General features: G+C 38.6%; 17 protein-coding genes and 1 pseudogene. 11 read left to right on the forward strand and 7 right to left on the reverse strand.

Annotated features, from left to right (window positions below; all coding sequences use genetic code 11):
* Together QUE03_RS00945 and QUE03_RS00950 are read right to left on the reverse strand one after the other, a co-directional pair.
* Positions 1-1,605 (reverse strand): XrtA system polysaccharide chain length determinant, encoded by a 1,605-nt coding sequence (locus QUE03_RS00945; RefSeq protein WP_286264187.1) that lies wholly within the window; start codon positions 1,603-1,605, stop codon positions 1-3.
* Between the two features lie 63 nt (positions 1,606-1,668).
* The gene (locus tag QUE03_RS00950) at positions 1,669-2,310 is read right to left on the reverse strand and encodes an XrtA/PEP-CTERM system exopolysaccharide export protein (protein ID WP_286264189.1); all 642 of its coding nucleotides are present in this window, start codon (positions 2,308-2,310) and stop codon (positions 1,669-1,671) included.
* A gap of 226 nt (positions 2,311-2,536) precedes the next feature.
* Between QUE03_RS00950 and QUE03_RS00955 the strand changes: the two are divergent.
* The 11 genes and pseudogenes from QUE03_RS00955 (at position 2,537) to QUE03_RS01005 (ending at position 16,708) form a co-directional block, all read left to right on the forward strand.
* Positions 2,537-3,940: pseudogene (locus tag QUE03_RS00955) on the forward strand (TIGR03013 family XrtA/PEP-CTERM system glycosyltransferase).
* A 47-nt stretch (positions 3,941-3,987) separates the two neighbouring features.
* Positions 3,988-4,812, forward strand: a complete 825-nt coding sequence (locus QUE03_RS00960) for an XrtA system polysaccharide deacetylase (RefSeq protein ID WP_286264191.1) — start codon at positions 3,988-3,990, stop codon at positions 4,810-4,812.
* Complete coding sequence (locus QUE03_RS00965; RefSeq protein ID WP_286264192.1) at positions 4,809-5,852, forward strand: FemAB family XrtA/PEP-CTERM system-associated protein; 1,044 nt, start codon at positions 4,809-4,811, stop codon at positions 5,850-5,852. Before QUE03_RS00960 ends, QUE03_RS00965 begins: the two co-directional genes overlap by 4 nt.
* 4 nt (positions 5,853-5,856) lie before the next feature.
* Positions 5,857-7,101, forward strand: coding sequence for a TIGR03087 family PEP-CTERM/XrtA system glycosyltransferase (locus tag QUE03_RS00970; RefSeq protein ID WP_286264194.1), 1,245 nt, complete (start codon positions 5,857-5,859; stop codon positions 7,099-7,101).
* Complete coding sequence (gene xrtA, locus QUE03_RS00975) at positions 7,098-8,561, forward strand: exosortase A (RefSeq protein ID WP_286264196.1); 1,464 nt, start codon at positions 7,098-7,100, stop codon at positions 8,559-8,561. Before QUE03_RS00970 ends, xrtA begins: the two co-directional genes overlap by 4 nt.
* Complete coding sequence (locus QUE03_RS00980) at positions 8,561-9,712, forward strand: TIGR03088 family PEP-CTERM/XrtA system glycosyltransferase (RefSeq protein ID WP_286267716.1); 1,152 nt, start codon at positions 8,561-8,563, stop codon at positions 9,710-9,712. The genes xrtA and QUE03_RS00980 overlap by 1 nt, the downstream gene beginning before the upstream one ends.
* Positions 9,713-9,714: 2 nt before the next feature.
* The gene (locus QUE03_RS00985; protein ID WP_286264198.1) at positions 9,715-11,628 is read left to right on the forward strand and encodes an XrtA/PEP-CTERM system amidotransferase; all 1,914 of its coding nucleotides are present in this window, start codon (positions 9,715-9,717) and stop codon (positions 11,626-11,628) included.
* Positions 11,629-11,630: 2 nt separating this feature from the next.
* Complete coding sequence (locus QUE03_RS00990) at positions 11,631-12,842, forward strand: TIGR04063 family PEP-CTERM/XrtA system glycosyltransferase (RefSeq protein ID WP_286264200.1); 1,212 nt, start codon at positions 11,631-11,633, stop codon at positions 12,840-12,842.
* A complete protein-coding gene (locus tag QUE03_RS00995; protein WP_286264202.1) occupies positions 12,835-13,914 on the forward strand; it encodes a glycosyltransferase family 4 protein in 1,080 nt (359 codons plus the stop codon). Before QUE03_RS00990 ends, QUE03_RS00995 begins: the two co-directional genes overlap by 8 nt.
* 4 nt (positions 13,915-13,918) lie before the next feature.
* Complete coding sequence (locus QUE03_RS01000) at positions 13,919-15,274, forward strand: phenylacetate--CoA ligase family protein (RefSeq protein WP_286264203.1); 1,356 nt, start codon at positions 13,919-13,921, stop codon at positions 15,272-15,274.
* Between the two features lie 126 nt (positions 15,275-15,400).
* Complete coding sequence (locus QUE03_RS01005) at positions 15,401-16,708, forward strand: putative O-glycosylation ligase, exosortase A system-associated (RefSeq protein ID WP_286264205.1); 1,308 nt, start codon at positions 15,401-15,403, stop codon at positions 16,706-16,708.
* 2 nt (positions 16,709-16,710) lie between these two features.
* Here the strand turns inward: QUE03_RS01005 and QUE03_RS01010 are convergent, their stop codons facing one another.
* The 5 genes from QUE03_RS01010 to QUE03_RS01030 are packed head-to-tail and all read right to left on the reverse strand — an operon-like array spanning position 16,711 to position 22,083.
* The gene (locus QUE03_RS01010) at positions 16,711-17,661 is read right to left on the reverse strand and encodes a glycosyltransferase family 2 protein (RefSeq protein ID WP_286264207.1); all 951 of its coding nucleotides are present in this window, start codon (positions 17,659-17,661) and stop codon (positions 16,711-16,713) included.
* The gene (locus tag QUE03_RS01015; RefSeq protein WP_286264209.1) at positions 17,645-19,078 is read right to left on the reverse strand and encodes a DapH/DapD/GlmU-related protein; all 1,434 of its coding nucleotides are present in this window, start codon (positions 19,076-19,078) and stop codon (positions 17,645-17,647) included. Before QUE03_RS01015 ends, QUE03_RS01010 begins: the two co-directional genes overlap by 17 nt.
* A gap of 17 nt (positions 19,079-19,095) precedes the next feature.
* Positions 19,096-20,499, reverse strand: coding sequence for an oligosaccharide flippase family protein (locus QUE03_RS01020; RefSeq protein ID WP_286264211.1), 1,404 nt, complete (start codon positions 20,497-20,499; stop codon positions 19,096-19,098).
* On the reverse strand, positions 20,496-21,176 hold the full coding sequence (locus tag QUE03_RS01025) for a tetratricopeptide repeat protein (protein WP_286264214.1): 681 nt from the start codon (positions 21,174-21,176) through the stop codon (positions 20,496-20,498). Before QUE03_RS01025 ends, QUE03_RS01020 begins: the two co-directional genes overlap by 4 nt.
* A 13-nt stretch (positions 21,177-21,189) precedes the next feature.
* Positions 21,190-22,083, reverse strand: coding sequence for a hypothetical protein (locus QUE03_RS01030; RefSeq protein WP_286264215.1), 894 nt, complete (start codon positions 22,081-22,083; stop codon positions 21,190-21,192).

The following is a 22,083-nucleotide window of genomic DNA, read 5'->3' on the forward strand; positions in this document are numbered from 1 at the left end:
CTAAAACAACCTCTTCAGTGGTGCTTGTATTGCATCAGGAAATAAGAAATAACTGATAAACATAGTCAGTATAATAAGTAGAATGATATTCGATAACATAAACAGCCGTGTTTTGTTGGTGTTCCATTGATGAAGTCCCAGGTTTTTATTAGCTGAAACTGTGCCAAACACCGGAATTCCAGTGGCTCTGGATAATTGACTGCTTGAGGTAATTACCGGACTGATCTGGCTCATCGCCAGAGATAAACCTACCCCTACACCGATACCGATTACAGTAATGAGTGCAAAAAATACGATTCTAGGCGGGCCTGTTGGCTCAAGTTCAGCTCTGGGTGGATCTATGACCCTAAATTGGATTTTATCTGTAGTCTCTTCTGCTTGTTGAGCAAGTTCAGCTGTCTCTTTTCGAGATAACAACTCTTCATATTTTTGCTTGGTAATATTATAGCCACGATTTAAAGCGGTCAGCTCTGCTTCTATTTCTGGTAACGTATGCACCTTGTTTTCTAGCTCTAAGAGGCGCTCTTTAAAGCTATTCACACGAACAGTTAATGATGCCACTTCATTTTCGTATTGATTCACTTGTATCTTCATCTCTTGAAAGACAGGGTTTTGATCAATAGAGCTTATACCTGTATTCCCAGCATTACCTGAGCTAGCTTTAACTGATTCATAATAATCTTTAATTTCTGAATCTCGTTTCTCATTCAAAGAGTCCAGTTGACGTTGAAGCTCTTTTACTTCTGGGTGGTTTTCAGTGTACCTCAACAGCAACGCATCAAGATTTTCTTCCAATGAAAGTATTCTATTATCGTAAGTAGTGGTCACTCGATTGGAGCTCTCTACACGACTTGAAAAAAGACCAAATACAGGTTCTTCACCGACGAGTTGTGCCTTGGCGGAGTTTAATCTTGTTGTTGCTTCAGCTAGGAGTAGCTCAGCTCTTTCTAAATTAACTTTTTCAGCATTCAATGCGGTGTAATAGCCACTGCCACTCTGTCCAAGTGAAATATTACTGTACTTTTGCTTAAAAGCCGTTAGGCGATTTTCGGCTTCCAGCAATCTATTTTCATATTCTCTGATTTGTGTATTCAAGAATTTTTGAGCTTCATCTGAATCACTTCGAGTTTCGCCTAAGGTGTTTTCGATAAAAACAGTCAGAGTCGATTGGACGATATTTTTGGCTAATTCTGGGTCTTCGTTTTCAGTAGATAAAATATAGATATTTTCTCGACCTACAGGGGAAATATTCAAGTTCTTTTTCAGGCTCTGTAATATTTCTTCATATTCCGCATTGTTACTTGCCTGAACATCCAAGTCAGTCATACGAGAAATACGCTCTAAGTTTGGCCGACTGAGTAATGTTTGTACCATCAGACGAATCTGTGTATTTGGGTTAGTTTCAACAGTTAAACCACGCAACAAAGGGCGTAACAAGGACTGCGTGTCAACGTATACACGCGCTTGAGACTTGTACACATCAGGCATTTGTGCAATAAAATACCAACCAATAGGACAGATAAGCCATGTTGCTATAATAATATAGCGCCGTTTAATCCAAATTCCTTTCAGATAATCTATTATCTGTTCAATTAACTCTTGCATTCCTGACCTCTAAAAACAGGCAATTCATAACTACATTCTTGTGTGACTATATTAAAATTTTAACTAAAACCAAGCTTCTGGAATGATGATGATATCACCGGGTAACATGTCGACGTTGGCACTGATCTCACCCGATTTAATTAGATCATCAATCGCGACGTTATATTCTTTTTGCACGCCATTTTCTAATCGAGCAATAATTGCATCATTACCATCGGCGAACTCGGTTAATCCTCCAACTGCGATCATGACATCTAGCAATGTCATATTCTTCTTATAGCTAATGGCTTGTGGTTGTGACGCTTCACCAATAACCCTAATCTGTTCGCTAAATGGACCAACAAACCCGGCAACGGTGACCGTTACAACGGGATCTCGTAAATAGGTGCCTAACGTTTCTTCAATTTGTCTGGCCAATTCTGTTGGTGTTTTTCCAGAAACAGGAATATCTTCAACCAGCGATGTTGTGATCATGCCGTCAGGTCTTACAACAAAAGAGCCTGATACTTCAGGGTTGCGCCAAACAAAAATATTAACGCTATCGCCTGCACCAATTAGATATTTATAGGTATTAATATCTGTTGTATTGGAGGGATGTAACGTTGCAGCAGGTAAGGTAGGCGCGCTACTACATGCAGATAAAACACAACCTGCAAAAAGGGCTACAGCAATAGTTTTTATTTTATTAGTAAAGCTTTTTTCCATGGTTAATACCTTTTTAGACCTAGGTTTTTTGATTGCCAATTTTGATTGTATGGTATTTTTTAAACTGTTGCACATTCTTTAACAAATTAGTCGCAATATTTAAAATCTGTAAATATAAAGTTAATTTTGCTAGCATGGCTTAATTAGAGTTAAAAAAGGAATTTCAAAGAATAATGCCCTGTTCTTTTTTAGAAAATATCTATTTATTAAGGAAGTAGAAAGAACTATGTCTAGTCTAAAACTAAAGGATTTGTCAGCAGGCAGTAAAACTTTAGTGCTTGTAGAATTTGCAATGTTCTCCTGCGCTCTGTTTCTTGCTATCTATATCAACCAATTTTTATCTTTAGTTCAAACCGCCGATATACACAATAATATTTTATTTATTTACGGGATGATTTATGCGCTTGTTGTTCAGTTATCGTCCTTAGCGCTAGGTTTGTATAACTCTAAAATTAGAGAGAGTTACCGTGGAATTATTAGGCGATTATTTGTGGCTATTGCCATCGGCTTTTCAATAGTTTCTCTAGTTAACCCTTTTTATGGCCCCCAGTCGTTGCCTGTTGAGATATTAGGGATTGCATCTGTTATTGGTTGTGTTTTAGCGAGTGTCTTTAGGTATTTTACTTTGCAAATCGATTTTTTTGGTTTCAATAAACGCAGAGTGCTCGTGATAGGCGCAGGTGAACGTGCATCTATTATTGAAAAAAGAATGAGAAGAGGTGTCGATCGACAAGCATTTCATGTCCATGGTTTTGTTGTTATGGAGGGTGATAGCGACAATGGCATTAAATTAGAAACTCGAATCAAATTAAATGAGTCATTAGTCCATTATGCATTAGAGCATGATATCGATGAAATAGTCGTTGCTAGTGATGAGCGACGAAATAACTTGCCGATTGATGAACTCTTTGCTTGTAAAATTAGAGGCATAGAAGTTACTGAAATACTTGACTTTATTGAACGTGAAACAAGCCAAATAGCGGTGAATTTAATTTACCCTAGCTGGGTTATCTACTCTAATGGTTTTGCGTCCAATAATTACTTACGTAACACGCTAGATTGGATATTTAACGCAACAATGGCATTTTTCTTGTTGCTGCTGACATGGCCAGTCATGTTGATTACTGCAATTTTGATAAAATTAGAAGAAGGCTTTGGTGCACCCGTTTTCTATTTGCAAGAGCGAGTTGGACTTGATGGTGAACCCTTCCATATCATCAAGTTTAGAAGCATGTGCGTCGACGCAGAGAAAAATGGCGCACAATGGGCATCCAAGAATGATTCAAGGACGACTCGTATAGGTAATTTCATTCGTAAATATCGTGTTGACGAGTTACCACAAATTTATAATGTAATGCGCGGTGATATGGGCTTTGTTGGTCCACGCCCTGAACGCCCTCAATTTGTGCAAAATTTAGTTAAGTCTATTCCTTATTATAATGAACGTCACAATGTTAAACCTGGCTTAGCTGGCTGGGCTCAATTGAAGTACCCCTATGGCGCGACAGAATAAGACGCGTTGGAAAAATTAAAATATGATCTTTATTACATCAAGCATCGCAGCTTTCTATTGGATCTATTGATACTGATCAGAACCGTTGAAATTGTTTTGTTTGGCAAAGGGCGATAACTGAAGAAATGCCGTCTACTAATAAAAAATTGCCCATACGCAATGCTATGACAGTTGATGTAGAAGACTATTTTCATGTCTCTGCATTTGAAAACGTTATTAAGTCAAAAGACTGGAATAATTTGCCGCTGAGGGTTGAAAAAAATACCTATAGATTACTTGAGTTGTTTGAACTTCATCATGTCAAAAGCACCTTTTTCACCTTAGGCTGGGTTGGACAGCAATGTCCAAATTTAATCAAAGAAATAGTTGCTCAGGGGCATGAACTTGCAAGTCATGGTCATACTCATCAACGTGCTACTCAGATGACACCTGAGCAATTTCGTGACGATGTCTATCGCAGTAAATCAATTCTTGAAGATTGCTCGGGAAATAAAATAAATGGTTATCGCGCCCCAAGCTTTTCAATCAATGAAAACAATGAATGGGCGTATGAAATTTTAAAAGCGTTGGGATTTACCTACAGCTCTAGTACCTATCCAATTGAGCATGACTTATATGGGGTACCTGATTGGCCACGTTTTAAATATGATCGCCCTGAGGGTATTGTTGAGATACCCGTACCAACCTTGCGTAAAAATGAGCAGAATATTGGCATCGGTGGTGGTGGCTTCTTCAGATTATACCCATATTGGTATTCTAAGAGACGAATTGATAAATTCCACCAGCAAGAAAGCCAACCCTATAGCTTTTATTTTCACCCTTGGGAAATAGATCCAAAACAACCAAAAATAAAAGGTGCATCGGCAAGATCAAAATTTCGTCATTATCTGAATTTATCACGCATGGAGGATAAAATCGTTAGACTACTCGATGACTATCAATGGTCTACGATGGAACAAGTTTACTTTTCAAATGGATTAGATAAGTGAGTAATGAAGCAAAATTATTGATAAGCGCCTTATCAACTAAACAAATATCGCAATGGGACGACTATGTAAAGCAGCACCCCAATGGCAGTTTTTTTCATTTATGCGGATGGAAGAATGTTATTGAGAAAAGCTTTTCACATCCTTGTTATTATCTTGTCGCAACCCAAGAAAACTCGATAGTTGGCTTGTTACCTTTAGTTGAAGTCAAAAGCCGTTTGTTTGGTCATGCATTAGTGTCTACACCTTTTTGTGTCTACGGTGGAGCGATAGCCGACAGTGATTCTATTGTAAGGCAACTTGAGCAATATGCATGTGATTTGGCGGAAGAATTGCAAGTTGACTACTTAGAGCTGCGTTATAAAACAAAACAAGAATCGCCGTTGCTGTTAAAAAGAGCGCACAGCACGTTTGGTGTTGAATTAGCTGAAGGTGAAGAAAAGATTTTAGCCAGCGTTAAAAAGAAACAAAGAGCAGTTATTCGACATTCTTTGAAAAATGAGCTCAAAGGAGATTTCAATACGGATGTAGAAACGTTCTATCATCTGCTTTCACAAAGTTATCGCAACCTAGGAACACCTATTTTTTCTAAGCAGTACTTTAGCAATTTAATGGAAGAATTTGGTGAAGATGCTGATATTCTTGTTGTAAGGGACAATGAAGATAAACCGTCTACTGCAGTACTGAATTTCTATTTTAATGAGCAGGTACTCCCGTATTACGGGGGTGGCAATGAAGCTTCCAGATTTATTAAAAGTGCCGATTACATGTACTATCAAGTGATGTGCCATGCTCAGAAAAAAGGATACCGATGGTTTGATTTTGGCCGTAGTAAGGATGAAAGTGGTCCCTATAAATATAAGAAGAATTGGGGGATGGAACCCAAGCCACTTTATTACTACTTTCATTTAGTGAAAGCGACAGAGCTACCCAATCTAAGCCCAAATAATCCGAAATATAAGTTATTTATTCAATTGTGGCAAAAATTGCCTCTAGCTGTGAGTCAGTTTGTCGGCCCATTTTTATCGAAGTATTTAGGATAGCAAAATGTCTGAAAATAACATAAGCAAGGAGCCGCTACTGTTTTTGTGTCATCGCATTCCTTTTCCGCCTAATAAGGGCGATAAAATTCGTTCATTTAATATTTTAAAACAGCTAAATCAACAATTTGATGTCCACTTAGGTTGCTTTATAGATGATCCTTTTGATAAACGCTATGTCGAAGAACTGAAGGAGCACTGCAAAACACTGTTCACTTTAGATCAAAATAAAACCCTAGCTAAAATTAAAGGATTAAGAGCTTTTTTGAGCCGTCAACCCATTACCGTACCGTATTATTACGACGGGAAAATGCAAAGCTGGGTGGATGATGTAATCGCTGATCATAAAGTCAATAAAATATTCGTTTATTCCTCTTCTATGGCTCAGTACTGTCAGGGTGAACAATATCGCGATCTTGAACGTGTCATTGACTTCGTGGATGTAGACTCAGATAAATGGCGTCAATATGCTGAGAAAAAATCAGGCATTGCCAAATGGATCTATCAACGGGAGCATAAATTACTAGGCCATATTGAAGACAAAATATGCCAGACATTTAACCATAGCCTTTTTGTCTCGCCGGATGAAGCAGAGTTATTTAGAGAAAGACAGAACGAAACTGATAAAGCAAAAGTCTGTGGAATATTAAACGGTGTTGATGTAGCGTTTTTCGATCCTGAAGCTACTTTTACTGATGAACCATTACGTCCTAAAAGCTCATTTATTTCATTTACAGGTGCGATGGATTATTGGGCCAATATTGATGCCGTTGTGTGGTTTGTTGAACAGGTGTGGCCAATAATCTTAGTAAAACATCCTGATGCGCAATTTGTCATTGCTGGAGGAAATCCAAGTACTGAAGTAATAGCGTTAGCTGAGGTAAAAGGGGTAATCGTGACGGGCAGAGTGGTTGATGTCCGACCGTTTATCGCAAATGCAAAATGTACAGTTGCTCCATTAAGAATTGCTCGAGGTATACAAAATAAGGTCCTAGAAGCAATGGCGTTAGACAGACCGGTTGTTTGTACTTCGATGGCGATGGAAGGAATCAATGCACCAAATTCCGAACAGATCCATATCCATGATGACGCTAACATGTTTGCTCAAGTTTGTAATAAATATTTAGGCGATAAAGAGCAAGTAAGCAACGAAGAATGTAGTAACAGGAATTGGATACTTCAGCAGTTTACATGGAAACAAACATTACAACCTTTAAAAGAGTTGTATAGCACCAAGGCGAGTGAGAAATGATAAAAACAAGCTTAAAATTTAACTTGTCTATATTCGTATTATTATCGTTATGGCTGTTCGTTTATTACGATAACCTAACAGTTATGGAAGCAATTTGGCGACGTTCAGACACATTTGCTCACGGTTACTTTATCTTACCTATTTCATTATGGCTTTTTTGGCGAGATAGGGCTTACTTACTCCACAGCAAGACACAAACTAGTTGGTTCGCCCTTCCTTTTGTTATAGGTAGTCTTGTAGTTTCTCTATTTGCTTATGCGGCGGATATTAATGTACTTGGTCAACTTTCTGCCGTGACCTGCTTAATTTCACTAATTTGGTTATTACTCGGTAATAAACTGGCGTGGCATTATAAATTTCCGCTTGCATATCTTATTTTCCTCGTGCCAATGGGCGAAAATTTAATTCCAGAATTACAAGACATTACTGCTTGGTTTACCGTTGCGTTTTTAAAGCTGCATGGTATTCCAGTTTTTAGGGACGGTCTGTACATACAAATACCCAATGGCCTTTTTGAAGTGGCTGTTGCTTGCTCCGGTATTCGCTATCTTATTGCATCATTGGCAGTAGGGACTTTGTTTGCCTATTTGTCATACAATAGCTTAAAGAAACAGATGTTATTTTTTCTCTTCGCTTTGTTCTTACCCATCTTGGCAAATGGCATAAGAGCATATCTTATTGTTATTGTTGCTTATTACTCTGATATGGAATACGCAACGGGCGCAGATCATTTAGTGTATGGCTGGCTATTCTTTGGCTTTGTTATCATGTTAATGTTTTGGATTGGCGGCAAATTTTCCGATCCAGAACTTTCAAGTGATGAATCAAAAGCAAAAGCTATCAAAGAGCAATCAAGTACATCATTTTCAGTTGTCACATTAGTTTCTGCCGCTGCAATATTGTTAGCGACTCAAGTGGCAAAATCAACTGTTCCGATCGTTGAACAGCCAAAAGAAGTAATGGCTGCCATCACTGAATTACCAAAAGTGGATAAATCCAATTGGGGCATTGTTTATCATCATGCTTTATTGCAGTCTCATGTGGAGAGTGACGCCGACGTCGAGATATATCGGGCAGTCTATGCAAATAAACAGGTTACTGGTGAAATGATCAATCATGCCAATAGGGTTTTCGACCACGATAACTGGACAATAGTCGAGCGCGTTGCTTTCGAGCTCAATGGGCACAAAGCTAAGCGACTGCTCTTAAGATCAATTACAGGAGCAGAGCGTGTCGTTGTATATTGGTATCAGGTCGATGGTGATATTGTCTTAGATGAACCAACAGTTAAGTTAAAACAAGCACTAACATTATTTTTAGACTCTGCTTCGAACTCAGAAATTGTTGCTTACTCTATTCCTGTCACAGAAGGTGAACAAACTGCACTTAAACAAATAGCTTTAGCTATTGACTCTACTTCACAATACTTTGTAAAGAGCAATAATGGGTTGATTCGTTGATGGTTGCTCAACAAGAAATTCATGTGGCACATGTTGTATATTCTTTTGCTACAGGTGGGTTGGAAAATGGGGTGGTTAATATTATTAACCAGTTACCCAGAGGCCGTTACCAACATAGCATTATTTGCGTGAGTGACCATGATGATGCTTTTTTTAAGCGTATAAAATCTGGGAATGCTCAAATTTATAACTTGAATAAACCTTCAGGTAAAAGCGTTAAATGGCTTTTCAATTGCTGGAAATTGTTGAGAAAATTGAAACCAGATGTCGTACATACGAGAAATTTAAGTGCGTTGGAAGCCCAAGTTTCCGCTTTTTGTGCACGTGTACCGTTACGTATTCATGGAGAACATGGCTGGGATGTTCGTGACCTGGCAGGAGCTAACAAAAAATATCAACAGCTAAGAAAACTTTTTCGTCCTTTTGTACATCAGTATATTGGTTTATCTAAGGAAGCGTGTATTTACCTTCGTGAGAAAATTCATGTATTGCCTGAAAAAGTTAACCACATCTGTAATGGCGTGGATGTTAACAAATTTTCACCAGGGCAGTCTGATTTGGATCGGCCAGAACACTTTTCAGGTGATGACAAAATAGTGTTCGGTACAGTAGGACGACTTGCTGAAGTCAAGAATCAAGGCTACTTAGTTGAAGCATTTATTGCGCTTTGGCAACAATATCCAGAATACCAAAATCGTTTGAAGTTGATCATTGTCGGCGATGGTGTATTGATGCCTCAACTGCAACAAATAGTTCATGAGGCGAACGCACTTGAATCGGTTTGGTTTACTGGGCTACGCTCAGATGTGTCAGAGATCATGAAATTAATGGATGTATTTGTTTTACCTTCGTTAGCTGAAGGGATCTCGAATACGTTGTTAGAAGCCATGGCGACCGGGTTGCCTGTTATCGCGACCCATGTGGGCGGTAATCCAGAACTTATTGTACCAAAACATCAGTCGACACACTTAGTCGAAGTTAATGATGTTAAGTCGTTAACCAAAGCAATGTCTCAGTATGTAGCTCAACAAGAAAAACTAGCAAATGATAGCACTTTGGTGAGACATTATTGCCAAGATAAATTTAGTATTGAACAAATGGTTGAAAAATATCATCAACTTTACCAGCAAGTGTTAAACAAGGAATCATAATAATGTGCGGTATTGCGGGCATATTTCACTTGTCATTAAAACATGACATCGATGCCAATTTAATCTCAAGAATGAATGATAAACAAATTCATCGAGGTCCTGATGCTGGGGATTATTTTTTTGATCCGGGACTCGCATTGGCGCACAGACGTCTTTCAATTATTGACTTAGAAGGCAGTCCACAGCCGATGATGAGCTCGTGCCAGCGAGCTATTATTGTGTTCAATGGCGAAATATATAACTACAAAACACTACAAAATGAATTAAAAGCTAAGGGGTATCAATTTCATACTGAAGGCGATACAGAAACTATTCTTAACGCCTATTTGGAATGGGGTGAAGATTGCGTTCATCATTTACGTGGCATGTTCGCTTTTGCTATTTGGGATCGTCAAAAGGAATGTCTGTTTGTTGCCCGAGATCGTCTAGGCATTAAACCGTTTTATTTTACGCTGCTAGAAGATGGTCATTTTGCTTTTGGCTCAGAATTAAAAGTGCTTACTGAGCATCCTTTATTTGATAAAAAATTACGTGACTCAACTGTTGAAGATTATTTTACTTTTGGCTATGTGCCAGAGCCTTACACTATTTATCAAAATGCTTATAAATTAAGGCCGGGGCACTGCTTCACGGTAAAACGGGGCGATAAGGAAATCCCAATCAGTCGTGAATACTGGGACATTCCTACGGATATTGAAGCCTTGTCTGAGCAAGAAGTACAAGAACAAATGGCAGAGCGCTTAAAAGAAGCGGTTGACATTAGAATGGTATCCGATGTGCCTTTAGGCTCATTTCTATCTGGCGGCGTAGACTCTAGTGCTGTTGTTGCCTTAATGTCACAACTACAAACTGAGCCGGTTAATGCTTGCTCAATAGGCTTTGACGTTAAAGAGTTTAACGAAACAGATTATGCCAAAGAAGTGGCAAAGCGTTATAACGCGGATCATCGCATTGATATTGTGGATCAGAACGACTTTGATTTAGTGGATAAGCTAGCGTTTCTCTATGATGAACCTTATGCTGATAGCTCAGCAATGCCAACGTATCGTGTCTGTCAATTAGCGCGTCAACACGTCACCGTTGCGTTAAGTGGCGATGGCGCAGATGAGCTATTTGCCGGTTATGGCCGCTATCGACTGCATGGCAATGAAGATAAAGTTCGAAACATGTTGCCGTTGGGGTTACGAAAACCTCTTTTTGGCCCTTTAGGTGCACTATACCCGAAATTGGATTGGGCGCCGAAAATATTTAGAGGCAAAACAACCTTTCAATCAATGGCTTTAGATACGGTTGAAGGCTATCACAACTCGATGTCCATTCTTAGACAGGATGAGCGCGCTAAACTGTTTTCGTCTGAATTTAAGCAAAAGCTCAACGGTTATTCCTCTATTGAAGTATTCAACCAATACCGAAGTAAGCTGGGTAAACTCGATCCAATAAAAACAGCCCAATATTTGGACATGAAAACCTATTTGGTTGGCGATATTTTAACTAAGGTAGATAGAGCTAGCATGGCGCACTCACTGGAAGTAAGAGTCCCGTTTTTGGATCATAAATTTGTGGAGTGGGGTTTCAATGTTCCTACAAGTCAAAACTTGGTACAAGGTGTTGGTAAAAAATCACTGAAACAGGCAATGGAACCGCATTTACCACATGATGTTTTGTATCGTAAAAAAATGGGGTTTTCAGTGCCGTTAGCAGATTGGTTTAGAGGACCACTAAAAGACAGGCTATACGATGGTCTGTTATCACAGCAAATGAAAAATTCAGGGTACTTTTCGCAAGCCCAGCTTAATAAGTTAATTGATCAACATGTCAAAGGCGTGCGTGATAATAGTGCATCGCTATGGACTTTGATGATGTTTGAATCATTTCTGCGCCAACGTTTAACGTCATCAGCAAGTAATGGGGCGTAATCGTGAAAGTTTTACACGTTTTTGATCATTCAATACCAATTCATAGCGGTTATACCTTTAGATCACGGTCGATATTAAAACAGCAGCATCAACTAGGTATAGAGACTTGTCATGTGACTAGCCCCAAACATGGCAATAATGAGGCGCTAGAGGAAACTGTTGATGGTCTAACCTTTTACCGTTCTAAGCCAATACCAGGTATGGCAGGCCAATTGCCATTGATTGGGCAACTAGCCTGTGTAAAGCCAATGAAGGAACGAATCTTAGAAGTTGTTGCAAAGGAAAATCCAGATGTTATTCATGCGCATTCTCCAGCTCTCAATGGCTTAGCCGCATTGCAAGCAGCCAAAGTTTGTGGGCTACCTGTTGTGTATGAAATTCGCGCATTTTGGGAAGACGCAGCAGTTGACCATGGTACCTGTAAAGAAAATGATTTACGTTACAAACTGACACGTGCGTTAGAGTCATACGTAGTAAAAAAAGCTGACGCGGTCACCACGATTTGCGATGGCCTAAAACAAGACTTGATAGCTCGTGGTGTTAACGAAGAAAAATTAACGGTTATACCTAATGCAGTAAATGTTGAACAATTTGAAGTAATAACAGAAAAAGACAAAACGCTCGAAGCAGAATTAGCGTTGGAAAATAGCAAAGTACTTGGATTTTTAGGGTCCTTTTATGCATATGAAGGGTTGGATCTACTTGTTAGTGCCTTACCTCAAGTCTTGAAAAAAGTGCCTGATATTAAATTATTACTCGTAGGTGGTGGACCACAAGAAGAAAACCTAAAGGCACAGGTAAAAGAGTTAGGAGTAGACGCTTCTGTGATTTTTACCGGACGAGTGCCACATCAAGAAGTGAGTAAATATTACAGCCTAGTGGATTTACTTATTTACCCTAGAAAAAAAATGCGATTAACTAATCTCGTAACACCACTAAAACCACTTGAGGCCATGGCGCAAGGCAAACCAGTACTTGCTTCTGATGTGGGTGGGCATAATGAATTAATCACAGATAATAAAACAGGTTATCTGTTTAAAGCTGATGACGTTGATGACTTAGCAAAGCAAATAGTTGCCACATTTGAACAACAAACTCAATGGAACGGTATACTTGACAATGGTCGCCATTATGTTGAAAACGTAAGAAACTGGCATGTCAGTGTAAGTAATTACTTACCTGTATATTCTTCTTTGGTAAAGCTTAATGACTAGCCCTATTAAAAAAGTCGTCATTGTCGGGCCTTTACCGCCTCCTGCGGGGGGAATGGCTAATCAAACACGTCAATTAGCAACGTTTTTAACTAATGAAAATATAGACGTAGATATCGTACAGGTAAATGCTTCGTATCGCCCTGCATGGATCGGTAAATTACCTATACTTCGTGCTGGATTTCGGTTGTTGCAATACAAGTCGGCGTTAAAAAATCAGCTTAAAGACGCTGATATCGTTCATATCATGGCTAATTCAGGATGGTCTTGGCACTTATTTGCTGCGCCAGCGATTAAAGTTGCCAAAACGTTCAATAAGCCTGTGATATTAAATTATCGTGGTGGCTATGCGGATGAGTTCTTTAAAAAGTCCTGGCATTACGTCAAACGAACAATAGACCTCGTTGATGAAATTGTCGTTCCATCGCCTTTCCTACAAGAGGTTTTCGATGGTTACGGAAAAATAGCAGTCATTGTTCCTAATGTGCTAAATCAACAACGCTTCAACACCTTAGAGCGCACCGCAGCGAGAAAACCAACCGTTATCGTTACTCGAAATTTAGAAGCGATATATGACGTTGGTACAGCGATAAAAATATTCGCTAACATTCGCCACCAGTACCCAGAAGCGGAATTAAAAATAGCAGGTACAGGGCCAGAATTAGCATCGCTGACCGCATTGGCAGCATCAGAGGGTGTCGCATCACATGTTAATTTTCTCGGGCGATTAGCACCGGAACAAATGGCCGAACTTTATAAGTCTGCAGATTTAATGCTAAATACTAGCCTTGTTGATAACTCACCAAATTCAATCATTGAAGCCTTGGCCTGTGGTACGCCATGCGTATCAACTAATGTCGGTGGTATTCCTAAACTCGTGAACCATGAGCATGATGCTTTGCTAGCAGAAGCGAAAGACGTGAACGCTTTAACGGTATATGCCTTAGCGGTGTTAAATCAAGAGAAAATGCGCGCTTCGTTGATTTCAAATGGGCTTGCTACGGCTAAAAAATTCTATTGGCAAAACGTTTGGGAACAGCTACGCCAATGCTATGAAAAAGCACAGAAAGGGTAGGCCAATGTTTAATCGCTTCTATACGTCAATTGTTACGAGTTTATTGTTCCCTCTACATGAATTATTGAAAAAACACAAAACCGTTAAAATAAAGCAACAACTAGAGCAAACTCAATGGTTATCACAAGAAGCCATCATTGAGCAAGCTGAGCAGCGCTTACATCAGTTTATAAAAAAAACCGTAACGGAAGTGCCTTATTATCGTCGTATTTTTACAGAAAAAGGGTTAACGCCCGAAAACATAAGATCAATTTCAGATCTGTCACAGCTACCATTTTTAGATAAAACGTCTATTAGAAATAACTTTGAACAAATTACGTCTGAACATGCAGGCGCTACACAACCGTTCACTACTGGTGGCTCAAGTGGTACACCGCTGACTTTTCTATTGAGTAATGAAAGAGTAAGCCATGATGTCGCTGAAAAGTGGCGTGCCACAAGGTGGTGGGACGTTGATATTGGCGATAAAGAAATCGTTGCCTGGGGATCGCCTATTGAGCTTGGCGCCCAAGACAAAGTACGTATCGCTCGCGATAAGTTGTTCAGATCAACCCTGATCCCAGCGTTTGATATGAATGAAACTAAGTTATTAGGGTTTATCAATCAAATCAAAACAATTAAGCCCAAAATGCTATTTGGCTATCCTTCGGTATATAGTTTAATAGCCAAAACAGCGAAAGAAAAAAATATCGACTTAACGCAATTAGGCATCAAAGTCGTATTTGTTACTTCTGAGCGCTTATATCCTTATCAGCGTGAGATAATTGAAACTATTTTTGGTGCTCCTGTAGCGAATGGCTATGGTGGCAGAGACGCTGGTTTTATTGCTCATGAATGCCCAAGTGGCAATATGCATATATCGGCTGAAGATATCATTGTTGAAATAATAGACCCTCAAGGTAAGGTTTTACCCAATGGCGAAAGCGGTGAAATTGTCGTTACCCATATGGCAACCTCTGACTTCCCATTTATTCGGTATCGCACCGGTGATGTTGGCACCATTGATACGAAACCATGTGCTTGTGGTCGTGGCCTACCGGTATTAAAAAATATTGAAGGACGAACAACTGACTTTGTTGTCGCGCATGATGGCACCATTATGCACGGCTTAGCACTTATCTATATCTTGCGTGAGATGAATGGCATTGAAGAATTTAAGATAACTCAAGAAAGTATAGATTTTACACGCATAGAAGTTGTCCCTAGTACAGAGCTATCAGACGAACTCAAAAATAAAATTATTACAGGCTTTAAAGCGCGTTTAGGCGAACAAGTCGATATAGGTATAGAGACGGCGCAGCAAATAGCGCCAGAAAAATCAGGTAAATTCCGTTATGTCATCAGTAAAGTGGATTATTAATTATGATTACCAAATCGGGTAGTGAAACATGATAGACAGTTTATTTTTGTTAGTCGATGTAGCGGCGATGATGTTATTAATGCGCTGGGCAACTAGTGAAGATGAGAAAAGTAAGGATAACGACTAATGCGTGATTTATTATTGGTTATTTTCTTATTTATTGCTATTTATTACACATTTAAAAGACCGGTTGCCGGTGTTGCAGCTTGGGTGTGGATTGCGTTAATGGCCCCAACAGAATGGGTATTTGGTTTCTCGCAAGCTTTTCGCTTGAATTTAACTATCGTTGTATTTACAGCTCTTTCGTATTTTGTTTGGAAAGAAAAAAGTAGTCTAAAGTTTACTTCAATCCACTTTTGGGTATTTCTTTTCGGTTTTTGGATGCTAATTTCTACAATATTCAATATTAGATTAGATAGCGGTTTCGCATGGTTCAAATTTACTGAGTTTATGAAGGTACTAGTTTTATTTTTGTTCGTTTCTTTGGTGATTAGAACGAAGAAAGATATCGATGTTTTTATCTGGGCGATAGTACTGGGCTTATCGGCTTATGCAGCTATGGAAGCTATTAAATTTATATTATCTGCTGGAAGTTATCGTATAACGGGCCGCTCAGGAATTCTTCAAGATAGAAATGATTTGGCTGTAGCTATTAATATGTCTATTCCGCTGGTGTTTTACCTTTGGAGTGTTACAAAGAATAAACACCTAAAGCTTGGTTTGCTTGGTTTAGCTGCCTTGTGTGCGGTAGCTATAGTTGGTACCTATTCTCGAGGCGGTTTTATTGGCTTAACTATTCTAGCTGTTGCTACGTGGCTAAGGTCTGAAAAGAAAATTTTATATGTTGTACTTGCTCTAATTGCCATGCCTATACTTTATGCAAATGCGCCCGAAGAATGGAAAGATCGGCAGGCAACTATTGAAACGGCTTCCGAACAAGACAATTCCTTTATTGGGCGCTTATGGGCATGGAAGATTGCGACGTTAATTGCGATAGATAACCCAATGACTGGTGGCGGCTTCAAAGCTACAACAGATCCGCTGCTTTGGCGCACATATGCTGGCGTTACGCCTAATTTTGGACCGATTGAAACACCTCCAATACCCACAACTCTAAGACCCAAAGCTGCGCATAACATTTATTTTCAAGTGCTTGCTAGTGCTGGTTTTATGGGATTGTTTATGTTCCTGATTATGATGTCTAATGGATATCTTACAGCCAGAAAAATTGCTAGAAGAGTTACGTCAGAAGATGAACAATGGAAAAAGAATATAGCGAATGCCATATCATTGGCTTTTGTTGCCTATGGAATTACAGGCCTTAATGTGAGCTTGGCATATTTTGAACTTGTTTATAGTTTGCTAGCAATTGTTGCTGTTTTATCTACTATGGATGCCTCTATTGAGGATAATAAAAATAGGAGGCACCCCTAAAATTAATTATTATTGAAAAATTCTCTTAGCCTTAAAAGCTCACCTTTTTTCATGTTGAGTGAGTACATGAGTGATGTTCTTTTTTGACTAGTTATAAAAAATTTACCTAGCTGATACGTTAACAAGTCTTTGATATAGCGAACGACCAAATAGCGTGGCATATTAAACAGTAGATTGATATTAGTATCTAAAAGTTGATTCTCGATGTTATAATTAGCATTGCCTTTGCCTTGTCTAAATGCTCTTCCTTTAAGCCAGTCGAGTTTCAATTGCTCACTTCTTATTTGATGGATTACTTTTGCGTTAGCGACATACATACCTGAAAAGCCTTGGTTTTGTAGTCTTGCTAATAATTCAGTTTCACTGCCCATAATGTAATCTTTTCCATTTGGACCAACACTTTGGTTGAAAGTAACACCACCTATGAATACGTCGCTTTTTATAGCCATATTGCCACCCCAAATTTTTACTGGGAGAATTTCCTCGTCTTTCGCTCCCATATCTTTGATGCAATATGCACCGATGATATTTTTGTCTTTGATTGGTATATAAGATGGCCAGTCTGTAATTGACGGTATCAAGCCGCCGCAAAAAATAGAAACGTCATCATAATTTAAAAATGCAGATTTGTATGCTTGAAGCCATTGGGGATAGGGAATAATGTCGTCATCAGTAAATACTATATAGTCTCCCGAAACCTTTGCTAAACCCATATTTATAGCTGCATTTTTCCCAGGGGTTGGGCACTGAAGAAAAGTGATAGGAAGATCATATGAATTAACTATATTTTTTGTACTTTCTAAACATGCGTTATCTACAATGATAATTTCGAACGAAATACCGGAAGTGTCGAGTGACAAAAAACCGTTTAGGCTTTTACGTAAGATATCATCACGTTTAAATGTGGCGAAAAGAATGGTTATAGCTACTTCATTGCTAATAGAGTTTTTCATTTTCACACCATTTGTTAAATTCTCTGGCCATTTTATCAGACCAATCTTTTCTACTTGCTAGAGTATATCGAGATTCAGCCTTATTCGTAACCACCTGAACAATAGGTGTTTTCTTTGCTCCTACAAAGTCTAAGATGGATTCTGTAGATTGCTCTAACTCTTCTAGCCGTATTTTAATCCATCTCGAAGAGTCTATATTCATGAGCTGGTTTTGAATAGTTGAATTCCAAAATGTCCAATACCAACAATTTCTTTCAAAAGATGACATTTTTTTCCATTCTTCTGAACTCATTTCATTGGCTTTATCGGCTTGGGGCCTATAGTCAGAGAAAATGTCTCTATAAAGAGGGTTTTCAAGCTTATCAGTGTCAGAGAATCCTAATTCTTCATCGCTAAACCAGCCCCTAGACCAAGTAGAATTTACGGCATATTCTGGTGAGCGAATTAACCAAATAAACTTTGCATTTGGGTATAGCTCTGCTAATAGACTTACCATATTCGACAGCTTTTGATCAGATTCTCCATATATTCCAGTTGGGTAACAGTTTAAATGTGAATAGAGGCTTGTTAATTCCGCTTTTGCCTCGCTTGATGTTTTTTCACCATGAAGGTATTCAGTAGATAAGCGAACCAGAGAAAATTTTGGTTCGTGTGTACAAGTTACTTCAGGGTGCTGGCTTAATAGCTTTGCTATTGTCGTACTACCCGCTCGACCAGTACTGAGAACAAAAAAGGGAGAACACCTCTTATCCGTAAGATTTGTTGCGAATTTTGATAATTCTTGCTCTGACAAACGTTTCCCGTTACCCCCACCAAACTGTTGATTAGTAGCCTTTTTCTCATATTGTTTTTCATCTCTTTTACCAACGACCCGATGAGGTTGTGATACTACGATTTCACCGGAGGCAATATTTTTTGCGACGGTTGCTCCCATGCCTATAATTGCTCCGTCACCAATAGTTATTCCTGGTAGTATATTCACATTCATGCCAATCCAAACGTTATTGCCTATTACAACAGGTTTATCAATGTGATCTGAGCTATACGGGAGCAACTCCCCTTTAAAGTCGTGGTTTGAGGTATAAATAGTAATATTTCTAGAAAGGTGTGTGTTATCTCCAATAGTTAACCCTGCGCGTGAGAAAAAATAGCAGTTATCACCAACATGAATATTATTTCCCAAATTAATGCATCGCGGATGGCTTACGACAATATCACCATTTAGTTTTACTCCTATACCTTTGGTATATATTTGCCTCAAGAGTTTTTGAGATTGATAAGACTTATTTTCTAGAATCTGTTCTTTTATCCAATATGGCTTTGATTCACTGTATTTGCTTAACCCTAGCTCAAAACACTTGGCTAAAAGTACATCTATTTTTAGCAGTGTTGCTATTTGTTTTAATAATTTATGCATATAAGTTTTTGTATAACCTATGTTTTTCCCAATAATTTCAGCAATAATGGTTTATCTAAGATAAAAATAGATGTTACCCAGAAAGTAGCTGCTAAGCCTAAGTAAACGAATAGTTGCCATTCAAATAATGACAGCTGTTGAAATTTGTACAGCAATACAAAAAACAAGACACCAGTGCCAGCAATCAGTGGCTGACTCAATGCTTTCAAATATTCTCGTATGGATAACTCAATTAGCTTTCGTAATGATAAAATGACCCAAAGTAGTCTTAAAAAAGCACCGAAATAAAAAGCCAATAACACATGTTCTAGAGGAAATATGAAAATCAAGCTACCTACCCCTACACGTAGCAGGCTAAATGTCACTTTAAACTTCATATATAGCTTATCATTACTTGTTACCGTTAGTACTTGTTCATAAAAAAGTGTGATCGTTAAAATAAAATAGAGCCCAGTAAGAAGCGATAAGTACTTAGCTGCGCCTAACCACTGTTCACCAAACAATATATACAACATTGTTTTGTCTAGTGATACAACAATTATTGTGAATGGGATAGATAAATAGAGTATGACTTTCGTACAAGTGAGGTAAGCAGCTTTCAGCGCTTTGTGTCCTTTTTCCATAGCAAAGTATGGAGAGATTAATGGCTTAATAGCGCTAATCACACCGGTTTCAAAAAGTGTAATAGTAGAACGAGCTCGACTGTATAAACCGAGTGTTGCAACAGACGATGCTTTAGCAATTAGTATTTCAAGTACATTATTAGCTATATAGCTAATAATGTTACTGCCACCAACATTTTTACCAAACGAAAATACTTGCTTAACTCCTTTTAATTGAAAGCCAAATTGAGTTTCTTCATCCTTGTAAAAGGTTATTACTGCTACTGTTGTAATGGTACCGAGTACTGATGCAAAAGCAAGACTAAATGCTCCAAAATCGTAATAGGCAAATGCTAAAGATGCTATGGCATTTACCAAGGTATTGGCAACATTCGCAATAGATACTGGCCTGTAATTCATGGTTTTGCGCATGACTGCCATTGCAATGGAGCCAAATGGAGACAAAAACATGTTGAAAGACAATATCAAGATAAGCCAGCCAATATCCTTATGGCCATAGAAATCCCCAACTATAGGAGTTAAAGCCATTATTAACAGTGCAATAGGCCAAGCAATTAAAACTGATGCTGTAAACGCAGAAGAAAGAGTCGCGTATGAGCTATCCTTTTCTTTGATGATGTATTCTGAGATGCCAAAATCTCGAAACATTTGCGCAATGCCTGTAATCGCCGCCGCAACGGTAAATAACCCGATATGCTCTGGTGTTAGTATGCGCGCTAGAATCAGCGTTGAAGCTATTTGTATTATTAAGGTTATATATTTAGAGGCAAACGAATATGCTAGAGCCTTGCGGATCATTTGGATTGCTCAGTTTCTTTTTTCTCTATTTTGTGTTTTAACCCTAGGAGGGGATAGCCATTATCATAGGCTAACTTTGCAAAATGCTTTGCTTGTTTAAGGTCTCCAATCTCTACATAAAGTAGCCCAAGGTTGTATTGAATTTCAGGGTTTTTGGGATCTAATTCATATGCTTGAAGGTAATAATTTTCAGCTAAAGATAGGTTATTAAGGTACTTTAAATGTATACCATAGAGCATATAAGGAATAGGGTCTTTGGGGCGAAAGTAAATAGCTCGTTTGAAATAACACGCTGCGGTATACATATTAGTACGTCTAAGGGTTTCGCCGGGTTGTAATTGCTTTAAATCTCTTCTTTCTAATGTTGAAACCGCGTACAAAGCTCTATGATGATTTGGCAGCGCTCGTAGTGTATAGTCTAAATCGCCGTGCGCTGTACCTTTTCCGCTTTTGCTACTTTCTAGCCTTTCTATATTTTTCTTAAAATGAGCACCTAGCACTAAATGTACGTTGTCTTTGTTGTTTGGGTTTCTGAAGTCGAATGGTCCATATGAGTTAGTTAGCGGGGCGCCAGAAATAATACCACAAGTCTCGTTATCTCTAAATGCTGTGGCATTAGGACTAAATAAAACTGTAAATATGCTAATTGCCAATAAAGCGTAATAAGTTGTTTTCATTTTATTAGTTCTTTTAATCTTCAATAAGTTTGGCTGCACGCCAAATTACAGGTTTTGATTCTAACCATCTCTTGAGTCTTTTGCGTTTGCTTAGCTCCACTTTGAATAAGCCACTTTCTAAGTTAAATAAATCACCAGTGAAGTTAATATGCTTGCGAGGAATTGGTGTCGCAGTTCTAGGTGTAACAGCGTGCACAGAACGTTCTGAATTGATAAATAATACCAAAGTGTTGGCTTCGTACTTTACTTCATTTGAGATGGTGACTTTGTTTTGTTCAAGTTCCATAGGTAAATGGTCAGCATGTATCCGCCCTTTGCTAGGGATTACCATTGGATCCGTAATCTCGCATACTGCTAAGTCACTCCCTGATGAGTCGTCTTCTTCATCTCTAAAGTATAATAATGCAGCAAAGAGCTCGGAAGGTCGATCTACGTGTGGTCCTCTAACCTCACGTGGTTGTTCTGTAAAATTGACGTAGAATTGGCATTCTAATGAAATGTCACTTTCGTAGTTTTCTGGATTATTTGCGGCTCCAGTTTGACGCATTGAAGTTGAAAACTCTGAGAGCGACTTACCTAATTGTTTTGTAATATTTGGGTGTAACTTATTAATTGCGTCACCAAATATTGTGACTAAATCTTGAAAAAATTCATTTGATGTATGATAGCTCAAAAAGGCCTTCCATTGCTCACTAATTGAATCATCTTGAAGAGCTTTACACGCAGGATAATCGTACCAAGTATCTTTTTTTTGTTTACCATCTAATACGGTTTCAACGTCGGGAAATTCAGCAGACAATCTATTAAAAATTTCTGGATCTAAGGCGTTTTTGATAACTATGTGTGGATATGGTGTTAAAACTATTTCTGAACTAGTCGCATTGGCTAGGATACTATGTCGGTCCAT

The organism is Thalassotalea atypica, from assembly GCF_030295975.1.
In the GTDB taxonomy this organism is placed as follows: Bacteria; Pseudomonadota; Gammaproteobacteria; order Enterobacterales; family Alteromonadaceae; genus Thalassotalea_F; species Thalassotalea_F atypica.

What these genes read in the sequence shown, in the direction of transcription:
- QUE03_RS00945 (WP_286264187.1), bottom strand. Translation starts at nt 1,605, where the DNA reads ATGCAAGAGTTAATTGAACAGATAATAGATTATCTGAAAGGAATTTGG.
- QUE03_RS00950 (WP_286264189.1), bottom strand. Translation starts at nt 2,310, where the DNA reads ATGGAAAAAAGCTTTACTAATAAAATAAAAACTATTGCTGTAGCCCTT.
- QUE03_RS00960 (WP_286264191.1), top strand. Translation starts at nt 3,988, where the DNA reads ATGACAGTTGATGTAGAAGACTATTTTCATGTCTCTGCATTTGAAAAC.
- QUE03_RS00970 (WP_286264194.1), top strand. Translation starts at nt 5,857, where the DNA reads ATGTCTGAAAATAACATAAGCAAGGAGCCGCTACTGTTTTTGTGTCAT.
- xrtA (WP_286264196.1), top strand. Translation starts at nt 7,098, where the DNA reads ATGATAAAAACAAGCTTAAAATTTAACTTGTCTATATTCGTATTATTA.
- QUE03_RS00980 (WP_286267716.1), top strand. Translation starts at nt 8,561, where the DNA reads ATGGTTGCTCAACAAGAAATTCATGTGGCACATGTTGTATATTCTTTT.
- QUE03_RS00985 (WP_286264198.1), top strand. Translation starts at nt 9,715, where the DNA reads ATGTGCGGTATTGCGGGCATATTTCACTTGTCATTAAAACATGACATC.
- QUE03_RS00995 (WP_286264202.1), top strand. Translation starts at nt 12,835, where the DNA reads ATGACTAGCCCTATTAAAAAAGTCGTCATTGTCGGGCCTTTACCGCCT.
- QUE03_RS01000 (WP_286264203.1), top strand. Translation starts at nt 13,919, where the DNA reads ATGTTTAATCGCTTCTATACGTCAATTGTTACGAGTTTATTGTTCCCT.
- QUE03_RS01005 (WP_286264205.1), top strand. Translation starts at nt 15,401, where the DNA reads ATGCGTGATTTATTATTGGTTATTTTCTTATTTATTGCTATTTATTAC.
- QUE03_RS01010 (WP_286264207.1), bottom strand. Translation starts at nt 17,661, where the DNA reads ATGAAAAACTCTATTAGCAATGAAGTAGCTATAACCATTCTTTTCGCC.
- QUE03_RS01015 (WP_286264209.1), bottom strand. Translation starts at nt 19,078, where the DNA reads ATGCATAAATTATTAAAACAAATAGCAACACTGCTAAAAATAGATGTA.
- QUE03_RS01020 (WP_286264211.1), bottom strand. Translation starts at nt 20,499, where the DNA reads ATGATCCGCAAGGCTCTAGCATATTCGTTTGCCTCTAAATATATAACC.
- QUE03_RS01025 (WP_286264214.1), bottom strand. Translation starts at nt 21,176, where the DNA reads ATGAAAACAACTTATTACGCTTTATTGGCAATTAGCATATTTACAGTT.
- QUE03_RS01030 (WP_286264215.1), bottom strand. Translation starts at nt 22,083, where the DNA reads ATGGACCGACATAGTATCCTAGCCAATGCGACTAGTTCAGAAATAGTT.